Source organism: Vibrio sp. 2CM40D, assembly GCF_023161825.1.
Taxonomy (GTDB): Bacteria; Pseudomonadota; Gammaproteobacteria; order Enterobacterales; family Vibrionaceae; genus Vibrio; species Vibrio alginolyticus.
In genome coordinates this window covers 619,679-632,225 of sequence record NZ_JALNTL010000001.1, presented here as the reverse complement: position 1 = coordinate 632,225, position 12,547 = coordinate 619,679, and the positions used below count along the sequence as shown (strand labels likewise).

Annotated in this window: 9 protein-coding genes; 7 read left to right on the top strand and 2 right to left on the bottom strand. The window is 44.7% G+C overall.

Features of this window, described 5'->3' with window-relative positions; all coding sequences use genetic code 11:
* Positions 1 to 35 precede the first annotated feature (35 nt).
* The 5 genes from ampD (at position 36) to lpdA (ending at position 8,079) form a co-directional block, all read left to right on the top strand.
* The gene (gene ampD / locus MTF70_RS02875; RefSeq protein ID WP_042521337.1) at positions 36 to 587 is read left to right on the top strand and encodes a 1,6-anhydro-N-acetylmuramyl-L-alanine amidase AmpD; all 552 of its coding nucleotides are present in this window, start codon (positions 36 to 38) and stop codon (positions 585 to 587) included.
* Positions 588 to 992: 405 nt separating this feature from the next.
* Positions 993 to 1,760, top strand: coding sequence for a pyruvate dehydrogenase complex transcriptional repressor PdhR (pdhR, locus tag MTF70_RS02870; RefSeq protein ID WP_005379989.1), 768 nt, complete (start codon positions 993 to 995; stop codon positions 1,758 to 1,760).
* Between the two features lie 48 nt (positions 1,761 to 1,808).
* Positions 1,809 to 4,472 carry a pyruvate dehydrogenase (acetyl-transferring), homodimeric type gene (gene aceE / locus MTF70_RS02865; protein WP_005386612.1) on the top strand — a complete coding sequence of 888 codons (2,664 nt, stop codon included), beginning with the start codon at positions 1,809 to 1,811 and terminating at the stop codon, positions 4,470 to 4,472.
* 19 nt (positions 4,473 to 4,491) lie between these two features.
* On the top strand, positions 4,492 to 6,384 hold the full coding sequence (aceF, locus tag MTF70_RS02860; RefSeq protein WP_132936923.1) for a pyruvate dehydrogenase complex dihydrolipoyllysine-residue acetyltransferase: 1,893 nt from the start codon (positions 4,492 to 4,494) through the stop codon (positions 6,382 to 6,384).
* Positions 6,385 to 6,651: 267 nt separating this feature from the next.
* On the top strand, positions 6,652 to 8,079 hold the full coding sequence (lpdA, locus tag MTF70_RS02855) for a dihydrolipoyl dehydrogenase (protein WP_005379993.1): 1,428 nt from the start codon (positions 6,652 to 6,654) through the stop codon (positions 8,077 to 8,079).
* A gap of 145 nt (positions 8,080 to 8,224) precedes the next feature.
* Here lpdA and opaR read toward each other — a convergent pair whose 3' ends face one another.
* A complete protein-coding gene (opaR, locus tag MTF70_RS02850) occupies positions 8,225 to 8,839 on the bottom strand; it encodes a transcriptional regulator OpaR (RefSeq protein WP_005379994.1) in 615 nt (204 codons plus the stop codon).
* Between the two features lie 319 nt (positions 8,840 to 9,158).
* Here opaR and hpt point away from each other — a divergent pair, with 319 nt between their 5' ends.
* Complete coding sequence (gene hpt / locus MTF70_RS02845; RefSeq protein WP_005379995.1) at positions 9,159 to 9,689, top strand: hypoxanthine phosphoribosyltransferase; 531 nt, start codon at positions 9,159 to 9,161, stop codon at positions 9,687 to 9,689.
* 78 nt (positions 9,690 to 9,767) lie between these two features.
* On the opposite strand, the gene can is transcribed toward hpt, so the two are convergent.
* The gene (gene can / locus MTF70_RS02840; protein WP_005379996.1) at positions 9,768 to 10,436 is read right to left on the bottom strand and encodes a carbonate dehydratase; all 669 of its coding nucleotides are present in this window, start codon (positions 10,434 to 10,436) and stop codon (positions 9,768 to 9,770) included.
* A 281-nt stretch (positions 10,437 to 10,717) separates the two neighbouring features.
* On the opposite strand from can, the gene MTF70_RS02835 reads away from it, so the two are divergent.
* Positions 10,718 to 12,388, top strand: a complete 1,671-nt coding sequence (locus MTF70_RS02835) for a SulP family inorganic anion transporter (RefSeq protein WP_005379997.1) — start codon at positions 10,718 to 10,720, stop codon at positions 12,386 to 12,388.
* Positions 12,389 to 12,547: the final 159 nt, after the last annotated feature.

The window sequence follows — 12,547 nt, the reverse complement described above, 5'->3', positions numbered from 1 at the left end:
TTTCAGCAGTTAATTTGCAAAGTAGAGAGGTTGATATGCGCCCAATTATCGAGAATGGCTGGCTGACACAGGCAAAGCATGTTCCGTCACCATTTTTTGATGCCCGCTCTGATATAAACGACATCTCTCTGCTGGTGGTACACAACATCAGTTTGCCTCCTGGGCAGTTTGGTGGACCATATATAGAGGACTTCTTCACTGGCAAGCTAGACCCAAATGAACATCCATTTTTTGAAGTTATTCACAAAATGGGCGTTTCTGCACATTGCTTGATTAAAAGAAACGGCGAGGTTGTTCAATTTGTTTCTTTTCTTGATAGAGCATGGCATGCCGGTCAATCCAGTTTCGCGGGCAGGGAGCGTTGTAATGACTATTCCATTGGTATCGAGCTTGAAGGGACAGAATTTACTGCCTACACAGAAGCGCAATATCAATCACTTGCAGAGATTACTGAGGTGATTATGCAGTCTTATCCTCAAATCACCCCGCCACGAATTACCGGTCATCAATATATTGCGCCCTTGAGAAAAAGCGATCCTGGTCTAAGCTTTGATTGGGTGAAATATAGACTGCTTATACAGCGTTGATTTGTAGCGAAAGTGTAAATTCAAAAAAGCGAAATAAATAAGGCATACGATCAGGTATGCCTTTTTTTGATACCAGAAATATTAATGATTGTTAAAAGTTAACTACATTTTTACGCTCGCACATGCCGTTTTGGTGAATAAATAGACTGATAATTTTGTCATTTTCTGTATTTCTTTTCCAAAACTGCTAGCACGTCGACTTCCCATTTGTATGCTTTATGTAATTGGTCATACCAATTCCATTGCTGTTTTAACAGTCGATTGTTATCAGAGTGTTGGAAGTAAGCTCGTTCTATGATTTAGGTCAATTTTCGGCTGGACAGTGGCGTTTTAATTATGTTAATTTCTGCACCAACTTAAAATTGGTATTACCAATTACCTGCAAGAGTAGAAGAACAATAAATTATGGCTTATCAAAGGATTCGTCAGCCAAAACTCTCTGATGTTATAGAACAAGAGTTAGAAAGGTTGATAGTGGAAGGAACATTGTCTCCGGGGCAACAACTGCCTCCAGAGCGTGAACTGGCAAAACAGTTCGATGTGTCTCGTCCTTCAGTCCGAGAAGCCATTCAACGCTTGGAAGCGAAGCGTTTGTTGACTCGTCGCCAAGGTGGCGGAACATTCGTAAGTGAGAATATCTGGAAGAGCTTTTCAGATCCCTTGTTGAATTTGTTGTCTAGTCATTCTGAAACCCAGCTTGATGTGCTTGAGTCTCGTCATGCGATGGAAGGAATTTCAGCCTACTTTGCAGCTTTACGTGGTACCGAAGAAGATTTTGCGCGTATTCAAGGTTGCCTTGAGCGCATTAGCCAAGAGCAAGCAAACAACGATATCGAAGCTGAATCTGCGGAAGTAATGCAATTTTTGATCGCTTTGACAGAAGCCGCGCACAACGTGGTTTTGTTGCACATTGTTCGAAGCTTAGCACCTTTGCTTGAGCAAAATATTCTACAAAATTTTAAATTACTACGTCGCCGCCCAGAAGCGGTCGAGAAAGTCAGTAAACACCGAGCCAATATCGTGGATGCGATTGTTTCTGGTCAGCCTGAAAAGGCGCGAGAAATGTCCCACTCGCACTTGGCTTACATCGAAGAAACATTGTTGGATTTGACTCGAGAAGAGTCTCGACGAGAGCGTTCTCTACGTCGAATTCAGCAGGGTAATGACTCGTAAGAGCGTTACTTAAATAAGTAGATCCAACCAACAGAAGGATAGATCGCCATGTCTGATATGAAGCATGACGTAGATGCACTGGAAACTCAAGAATGGCTACAAGCGCTTGAGTCAGTTGTACGTGAAGAAGGTCTAGAGCGTGCTCAATTCCTATTAGAGCAAGTTCTAGATAAAGCACGTCTAGACGGTGTTGATATGCCAACAGGTATCACAACTAACTACATCAACACGATTCCTGCAGACCAAGAACCAGCATACCCAGGTGACACAACACTTGAGCGTCGTATTCGCTCAATTATTCGTTGGAACGCTATCATGATCGTTCTACGTGCATCTAAGAAAGACCTAGAGCTAGGCGGCCACATGGCGTCTTTCCAGTCTTCTGCTGCGTTCTACGAGACATGTTTCAACCACTTCTTCCGTGCACCAAACGAGAAGGATGGTGGCGACCTAGTTTACTACCAAGGTCACATTTCACCAGGTATCTACTCACGTGCATTCGTTGAAGGTCGTCTAACTGAAGAGCAGCTAGACAACTTCCGTCAAGAAGTAGACGGCAAAGGTATTCCTTCATACCCGCACCCTAAACTGATGCCTGAATTCTGGCAGTTCCCGACAGTATCGATGGGCCTAGGTCCAATCGCTTCTATCTACCAAGCTCGTTTCCTTAAGTACCTAGAAGGCCGTGGTCTTAAAGATACTTCAGAACAGCGCGTTTACGCGTTCCTAGGTGACGGTGAGATGGATGAGCCAGAATCACGTGGTGCTATCTCTTTCGCTGCGCGTGAGAAACTAGACAACCTATGCTTCCTAATCAACTGTAACCTACAGCGTCTAGATGGCCCTGTAATGGGTAACGGTAAGATCATTCAAGAACTTGAAGGTCTGTTCAAAGGTGCTGGTTGGAACGTAGTGAAGGTAATCTGGGGTAACAACTGGGATTCACTACTAGCTAAAGATACGACTGGTAAGCTTCTACAGCTTATGAATGAAACGATCGACGGCGACTACCAAACATTCAAATCAAAAGATGGCGCGTACGTACGTGAGCACTTCTTTGGTAAGTACCCAGAGACAGCTGCACTTGTTGCTGACATGACTGATGACGAAATCTTCGCACTTAAGCGTGGTGGTCACGAGTCTTCTAAGCTATACGCGGCATACAAAAACGCGGCAGAAACTAAAGGTCGTCCAACAGTAATCCTAGCTAAGACTGTTAAAGGTTACGGCATGGGTGAAGCGGCTGAAGGTAAGAACATCGCGCACCAAGTTAAGAAGATGGATATGACTCACGTACTACACCTACGTGATCGTCTAGGTCTTCAAGACATCCTAACTGACGAAGCAGTGAAAGAACTTCCGTACCTGAAACTTGAAGAAGGTTCAAAAGAGTACGAATACCTACACGCTCGTCGTAAAGCGCTACACGGCTACACGCCACAGCGTCTACCAAAATTCACTCAAGAATTCATCGTTCCTGAGCTAGAAGAATTCAAGCCACTACTAGAAGAACAGAAGCGTGATATCTCTTCTACTATGGCATTCGTACGTGCGCTAAACGTTCTACTTAAGAACAAGAACATTGGTAAGAACATCGTTCCTATCATTGCTGACGAAGCACGTACATTCGGTATGGAAGGTCTGTTCCGTCAAATCGGTATCTACAACCCGCACGGCCAAACTTACACACCAGAAGACCGTGGCGTTGTTTCTTACTACAAAGAAGCGACTTCAGGTCAGGTTCTACAAGAAGGTATCAACGAGCTAGGTGCTATGTCTTCATGGGTTGCTGCTGCGACTTCATACTCGACAAACGACCTACCAATGATCCCGTTCTACATCTACTACTCAATGTTCGGCTTCCAACGTGTTGGCGACATGGCGTGGATGGCTGGTGACCAACAAGCACGTGGTTTCCTACTAGGTGCAACTGCGGGTCGTACAACGTTGAACGGTGAAGGTCTACAGCACGAAGACGGCCACTCGCACATTTTGGCGGGTACGGTTCCTAACTGTATTTCTTACGACCCAACATTCGCGTACGAAGTAGCAGTAATCATGCAAGACGGTATCCGTCGCATGTACGGTCCAGAACAAGAAAACGTGTTCTACTACCTAACGCTAATGAACGAAAACTACGCAATGCCAGCAATGCCAGAAGGCGCTGAAGAAGGCATCCGTAAAGGTATCTACAAGCTAGAAACTTACACGGGCGACAAAGCGAAAGTTCAGCTAATGAGCTCTGGTACTATCATGAATGAAGTACGTAAAGCAGCTCAAATCCTAAGCGAAGATTACGGTGTTGCTTCTGATGTTTACTCTGTAACGTCATTCAACGAACTAACTCGCGATGGCCAAGATGCAGAGCGTTTCAACATGCTTCACCCAGAAGCGGAAGCGAAAGTACCTTACATCCAAACAGTAATGGGTACTGAACCTGCTATCGCAGCAACTGACTACATGAAGAACTACGCAGAGCAGGTTCGTGCATACATTCCTGCTGAGTCTTTCAAAGTTCTTGGTACTGATGGCTTCGGTCGTTCAGACAGCCGTGAAAACCTACGTCGTCACTTCGAAGTGAACGCAGGTTACGTAGTAGTAGCAGCGCTAACTGAACTAGCGAAACGTGGCGAAGTTGAGAAATCTGTAGTTGCAGAAGCAATTAAGAAATTCGACATCGACACAGAGAAAACAAACCCGCTATACGCTTAATTAAGAAGGTAGATAAGAAATGGCAATCGAAATTAATGTACCAGACATCGGTGCGGATGAGGTTGAAGTTACTGAGATTCTTGTAAGCGTTGGCGACAAGGTTGAAGAAGAGCAGTCTCTGATCACAGTTGAAGGCGATAAAGCTTCTATGGAAGTTCCTGCTTCTCAAGCGGGTATCGTTAAAGAAATCAAAGTTGCAGAAGGCGACAAGGTTTCTACTGGTTCTCTAATCATGATTTTCGAAGCCGAGGGTGCAGCTGACGCTGCACCTGCTCCTGCGGCAGAAGCAGCTCCAGCAGCAGCTCCAGCTCCAGCAGCAGCGGCAGAACTAAAAGAAGTTCACGTACCAGACATCGGTGGTGATGAAGTAGAAGTTACTGAAATCATGGTTGCCGTTGGCGACAGCATCGAAGAAGAGCAATCTCTTCTAACTGTTGAAGGCGACAAAGCTTCTATGGAAGTTCCAGCGCCATTCGCAGGTACTCTAAAAGAGATCAAAGTTGCAGCAGGCGATAAAGTATCGACTGGCTCACTTATCATGGTATTCGAAACAGCAGGTTCAGGCGCTCCAGCAGCACCAGCGGCAGCTGAAGCTCCTGCGGCAGCAGCTCCAGCAGCGTCTGCGGCAAAAGAAGTGAACGTTCCAGATATCGGCGGCGACGAAGTTGAAGTTACTGAGATCATGGTTGCGGTTGGCGACACAGTGGAAGAAGAGCAATCTCTAATCACTGTTGAAGGTGACAAAGCTTCTATGGAAGTTCCTGCACCATTCGCTGGCACAGTTAAAGAAATCAAGATTGCAGCTGGCGACAAAGTGTCTACTGGCTCACTAATCATGGTATTCGAAGTGGCGGGCGCAGCACCTGCTCCTGCAGCAGCTCCAGCTCAAGCGGCAGCACCTGCAGCTCCAGCTCCTAAAGCAGAAGCTCCAGCGGCAGCAGCTCCAGCAGCGACTGGCGATTTCAAAGAAAACGATGAGTACGCTCACGCGTCTCCAGTTGTTCGTCGTCTAGCGCGTGAATTTGGCGTTAATCTTTCTAAGGTTAAAGGTTCTGGTCGTAAGAGCCGTATCCTAAAAGAAGACGTTCAAGCTTACGTGAAAGATGCACTTAAGCGTCTTGAGTCTGGCGCAGGTGCAGCAGCATCTGGCAAAGGCGACGGCGCAGCTCTTGGTCTACTACCATGGCCAAAAGTGGACTTCAGCAAGTTTGGTGAGACAGAAGTTCAACCGCTATCTCGCATTAAGAAGATCTCTGGCGCAAACCTACACCGTAACTGGGTAATGATCCCGCACGTTACACAGTGGGATAACGCAGACATCACGGCTCTTGAAGCATTCCGTAAAGAGCAAAACGCGATTGAAGCGAAGAAAGACACTGGAATGAAGATCACACCACTTGTGTTCATCATGAAAGCGGTAGCTAAAGCGCTTGAAGCGTTCCCAGCGTTCAACTCTTCTCTATCAGAAGACGGTGAGAGCCTAATTCTGAAGAAATACGTGAATGTTGGTATCGCGGTAGATACACCAAACGGTCTAGTTGTTCCTGTATTTAAAGACGTGAACAAGAAAGGCATCTACGAGCTATCTGAAGAGCTAATGGTGGTTTCTAAGAAAGCACGTGCTGGTAAGCTAACTGCGGCTGACATGCAAGGTGGCTGTTTCACTATCTCTAGCCTAGGCGGTATCGGCGGTACAGCGTTTACTCCAATCGTAAACGCACCAGAAGTTGGTATCCTAGGTGTGTCTAAGTCAGAAATGAAACCGGTATGGAACGGTAAAGAGTTCGAACCGCGTCTACAACTTCCACTGTCTCTATCATACGACCACCGTGTGATCGATGGTGCTGAAGGTGCGCGCTTCATCACTTACCTAAACTCATGTCTATCTGACATTCGTCGTCTAGTTCTGTAATAGAAATTAGATGAATGAGAGGCGGCAACTTAGCCGCCTCTGCTAATCATAATTACCGACAATTTGGTTATCAGCCTTGCTTCGTTCAGGGTTTTCACAATCGAATTGTTGTCTAGCTCACAGGCTAAATTGATTTACTTTTCACACCATTAACATCTCTGTAAACTGTTAGCGGTCTGAAAATAACTGTTTAAAACAAATCTCTCTTAAACATAAAAAATCGATACCCACTCAGCCTGTTAGGGATAATGACTACAAGAGGTCAAAATGAGCAAAGAAATTAAAGCCCAAGTTGTTGTACTTGGTTCTGGTCCTGCTGGTTACTCCGCTGCATTCCGTTGTGCGGACTTAGGTCTTGAAACTGTACTAGTTGAACGTTACAGCACGCTTGGCGGTGTATGTCTGAACGTGGGTTGTATCCCATCTAAAGCACTGCTTCACGTTTCTAAAGTAATTGAAGAAGCGAAAGCGATGGCTGACCACGGCGTTGTGTTCGGTGAGCCTCAAACAGACATCAGCAAAATCCGCATCTGGAAAGAAAAAGTTGTTAACCAACTAACTGGCGGCCTAAGCGGTATGGCTAAGATGCGTAACGTAACAGTAGTTAACGGTTACGGTAAGTTCACTGGCCCTAACTCTATCCTTGTAGAAGGCGAAGGTGAGCCAACAGTTGTTAACTTTGACAACGCAATCGTTGCGGCTGGTTCTCGTCCAATCAAACTGCCATTTATCCCGCATGAAGACCCACGTATTTGGGACTCTACTGACGCTCTAGAACTAAAAGAAGTGCCAGAAAAACTGCTTATCATGGGCGGTGGTATCATCGGTCTAGAAATGGGTACGGTTTACCACTCTCTAGGTTCTAAAGTTGAAGTTGTTGAAATGTTTGACCAGGTAATTCCTGCAGCAGACAAAGATATCGTGAAAGTATTTACTAAGCGTATTAAAGACAAGTTCAAGCTAATGCTAGAAACGAAAGTAACAGCAGTTGAAGCAAAAGAAGACGGTATCTACGTTTCAATGGAAGGCAAGAAAGCGCCAGCTGAAGCTGAGCGTTACGATGCGGTTCTAGTTGCTATCGGTCGTGTACCAAATGGTAAGCTAATCGACGGTGAAAAAGCGGGTCTAGAAATTGACGAGCGCGGCTTCATCAACGTTGATAAGCAAATGCGTACTAACGTTCCTCACATCTTCGCGATCGGTGATATCGTTGGTCAACCAATGCTTGCTCACAAAGGTGTGCATGAAGGTCACGTAGCTGCTGAAGTTATCTCTGGTAAGAAGCACTACTTCGACCCTAAAGTTATCCCTTCAATTGCGTACACTGAGCCAGAAGTGGCTTGGGTTGGTAAGACTGAAAAAGAAGCGAAAGAAGAAGGCATCAAGTACGAAGTAGCAACATTCCCATGGGCAGCATCAGGTCGTGCAATCGCATCTGACTGTGCAGACGGTATGACTAAGCTAATCTTCGACAAAGAAACTCACCGCGTAATCGGTGGTGCTATCGTTGGTACTAACGGTGGTGAACTACTTGGTGAAATCGGCCTTGCAATTGAGATGGGCTGTGATGCAGAAGATATCGCTCTGACTATCCACGCTCACCCAACTCTACACGAGTCTGTAGGTCTAGCTGCTGAAGTATTTGAAGGTTCAATCACTGACCTGCCAAACAAAAAAGCAGTTAAGAAGAAGTAAGCTTTTTCTGACTGAATGATAGAAGCCGCTGCATTGCAGCGGTTTTTTTATGCTTGTTATATAGAAATATAAATGTGTGCTTAGCTGACAGCAGACAATAAAAAGCCCACCAAACGGTGGGCTGACATATATTACGAGCTAAGCTTTAGTGTTCACGGTTGTAAATGCAAAGCATATCTAAGTATGAATTCACTAGATGTTTCAGCTCCGCTTCACCTTTAGCGCGGTTCGCTTGGACAAACAGTGAGTAACAAATACCGTGGAACAGGTTTGCCAAGTGTTCTGAATCGTGCTGGTCACACACTTCGCCACGTTCAATTGCTTTAATGAACATGTTTTGTACCAGCAACTGGTTAGTACGGTTAGTTGAAACAAACAATGGCCATACTTCGTCACGTGTTGAAGCACTCCACTCGAACCATACTTTTAGCCAGTGACAATCTTGGCTGACAAGCTCGATCATCGCATTAGTAATATTGGCGATGTTTTCACGTGCATGTAAGTCTAGGTCTATGTTATCCGATAGGAAGTTTGAGAACTGACGTACGACGTGATTGAGAACTTCATCCACCAAGTCTTCGCGTGTAGGGAAGTAGTTAAAAACAGTCGCTACAGAAACTTGAGCAATTTCTGCGATATCTGCGTGACCACCACGACCGATGCCGCGGCGCGCAAATACTTCCAATGCGATTTCCATTAACTGTTGCTTACGCTTAATTGGAGAAAGCCTAGTTCTAGGTCTCTTTGCAATTGAGTCCATATCCATTTTCCTTGCCATTTGAGTTGATATTGGGGGTAACCCCCTAATTGATTATTTTAATAGTTGCTTAAAGCAGTGATGAGTGTAATGGTGCATATGCACAAGGTCAACATCTGTAGAACAATTTATATACAGTAATGTCATTATTATTGATAAATTTAGCTATGAACTTTATAAAACTAAGACCTTCTTCCAAGATTTTTTGGCAACAGGATGCGACTTTCAACCCAATGAACGTGGTGATACACTACACGCCGTAAGATTAGGTGATCGTTTGCGTGCGACTTACCTCAACCCACAAATTTAGATTGAGCACAGTATGAAACATACAATAGAAGTCATGATTTCTGAGCAAGAAGTTCAGGAGCGAGTTCGTGAATTAGGCAAACAAATTACAGAGCGTTATCAAGGTAGTGAAGATCTTGTGTTGGTAGGCTTATTGCGTGGCTCATTTGTATTTATGGCAGACTTGGCACGTGCTATCGAACTGACTCACCAAGTTGATTTTATGACTGCGTCAAGCTACGGCAATACGATGGAAAGCTCACGTGACGTTCGTATCTTGAAAGATTTGGATGATGACATCAAAGGTAAAGACATTCTGCTTGTTGAAGACATCATTGACACTGGTAACACACTAAATAAAATCCGTGAGATTCTTTCGCTACGTGAGCCGAAGTCTATCGCTATTTGTACGCTCCTAGATAAGCCATCTCGTCGTGAAGTGAATGTTCCTGTGGATTGGATTGGTTTCGAAATTCCAGATGAATTTGTCGTTGGGGTGGGTATTGATTACGCGCAGAAATACCGCCACTTACCATACATCGGTAAAGTTGTACCTCAAGAATAATCATTGAGAGCAGCATTAAAAATATAAAAAAAACGCCCATCTAAGATGGGCGTTTTTTGTTCAACTTTTAGATATGACTTAGCGACAAAGCAGCTTGTTATCTGTATTTAGAATCGTCGAAAGAGCTTTCTGGTAAGACGCTTCTACGGTTTCCTTAGAGTTAGAACGAATGCCTAAGTACTCTAAGCGACCATCTTCAATTCCGTATACCACACCATGAATTTCAACATCTTGTCCACGCTCCCAAGCGTTTTGCAGGATGGTTGAGTTACCCAAGTTGTACACTTGCTCTGCAACATTAAGCTCGCCTAGTTTATCCGCTCGATCTTGTTGCGGCATTTGATCTAGGTAAGTGCGGTGTTTGAAATAGATATCTCTGATATGTAACAGCCAATTATTAATAAGACCTAGCTTAGGGTTATCAATGGCTGCATTTACGCCACCACATCCATAGTGTCCACAGACAATGATGTGTTTAACCTTAAGAACGTCTACGGCGTACTGGACGACGGATAGACAGTTGAGATCAGTATGGATAACTTGGTTTGCAACATTCCGATGAACAAAGAGTTCACCTGAGTATAGTCCGGTTAGTCGCTCGGCAGGGACGCGGCTATCAGAGCAGCCAATCCAAAGAAAATCAGGCTTTTGCCCCTCAGCGAGTTTTGCGAAGTATTCAGGTCGATCAGATTTGATCTCTTGAGACCATTTCGAATTGTTTTCAAATAACTGTTTTATTTCCGGCATTTTGCAAACTACTTCCCTTAAAAGACAAAATCGCTGCCGCTGTTTGTGTGCACATGCAAGCGATCAGTGTTGTAACTATACACAATGTTACAATTTCGAGCTCGTTAAATATTCGTCAGATAGGACTCATCTGACTAGTTTTCATTAAGAAAAAAGTAAAATCTGGTGAAACTATTTGTGGTGTGAATTTAGCCTTAATCTATTTATGGTTTAAATTTTCGCCTAGCTCGTTAAAGTAGTGATATTTTACTTTTTAAAATTGAATGCAGGGAAAATCAGCAGTGTTCGGTAGTCGTTTTGAAGATATCAATTTCAAAGGGGATGTATTTGGCGGGGTAACCACGGCGATTATCTCTCTCCCTCTGGCGTTAGCGTTTGGTGTTGCATCCGGAGCCGGTGCTGAGGCCGGCCTTTGGGGAGCAATAATGGTCGGTTTGTTTGCCTCGTTATTTGGTGGTTCTAATACGTTAATATCAGAACCGACAGGGCCAATGACGGTAATCATGACCGCAGTATTAACCAGTATGATGGCGAAATACCCAGAAACGGGCATGGCTATGACTTTCACGGTTGTCATGATGGCTGGCGCGTTCCAAATCCTATTGGGGACGTTAAAACTGGGTAAATACGTTACCTTAATGCCTTATAGCGTTATTTCCGGGTTTATGTCTGGCATTGGTGTGATTCTTATCATTCTGCAGTTATCGCCTTTGATGGGGCATGCTGCGCCTTCAGGGGGAGTACTCGGAACGTTATCTGCTTTGCCGGAGACCATTTCTAACCTTAAGTTCAGTGAGTTGTTTTTGGGACTACTGACTTTGGGGATTCTTTTTTTCTTCCCTAAGCAATATCGTAAATACGTTCCTGCACAGCTCGTGGCATTGGTCGCGGTGACTTTATTGTCTGTGATTCTCTTTGATACAGAAGATATTCGTCGTATCGGTGAAATTCCTGCTGGGTTACCTTCTCTCGTCGCCCCTTATATTGACACAGATATGTTTGTCGAGATGGTCATTGATGCATTAGTGCTCGGCACATTAGGTTGTATTGATACTTTGTTAACGGCGGTTATCGGTGACTCATTAACTCGTAAAGAACACGACTCAGATAAAGAGCTGCGAGGTCAAGGGTTAGCTAACATGATCTCAGGCTTGTTTGGTGCGCTGCCGGGGGCGGGGGCTACCATGGGGACGGTAACGAATATCCAAGTTGGGGCTCGTTCGCCATTATCTGGTGTGATTCGTGCACTAATGTTGGCGTTGGTTGTACTGGTTGCTGGCGGATTAACAGAGCCAATCCCGATGGCTGTGTTAGCTGGCATTGCGGTGTATGTTGGCTTTAACATCCTAGACTGGAGCTTTATTCAGAGGGCACATAAGGTAAGCTTTTCCGGAATGGCGGTGATGTATGGCGTTATGTTGCTTACAGTATTCGTTGATCTTATCGTTGCGGTGGGTTTAGGCGTCTTTATCTCGAACATTATCATCATCGAGCGTTTGAGCCGAGAGCAGGCGCGACAAGTAAAAGCGATCAGCGACGCGGATGAAGATGATGTGCCGCTGACTGACAGCGAGCGTGGTTTGTTGGATCGTGCTAATGGTAAAGTGCTGTTCTTTTATCTTTCCGGTCCGATGATCTTTAGTGTTTCTAAAGCCATTTCACGTCAGCACTCTAGTATTTCGGACTATGACGTGATGATTCTCGATCTTACGGATGTACCAATGATTGATGTAACCGTCGGTTTGGCGTTAGAGAATGCGATTAAGGATGCTCTCGATGCCAATTGTGCCGTGTATTTATTATGCCCGAATGAGCGAACACGAGAACAGCTAGAGAAATTCCATGTGATTGACCTTGTGCCTGATGAAAATATGTACCAATTCCGTTACGAAGCATTGAATGCGGCGGTGGCACATGTTGAGGCAGACCAGTATCAGCGCATAACGGCGTAATCATTCTGACAGTTAAAAACGCAACAGTGTCCTGTTGCGTTTTTTTATGCTCTATTTTGTCTTACTCAGAGATAACCTTTACGAGGTAAGGGTTATATTTCCAATATTATCGAAAGGTTTATTTGTAATCATCGTTATTCAACGATAAACTGATGGACC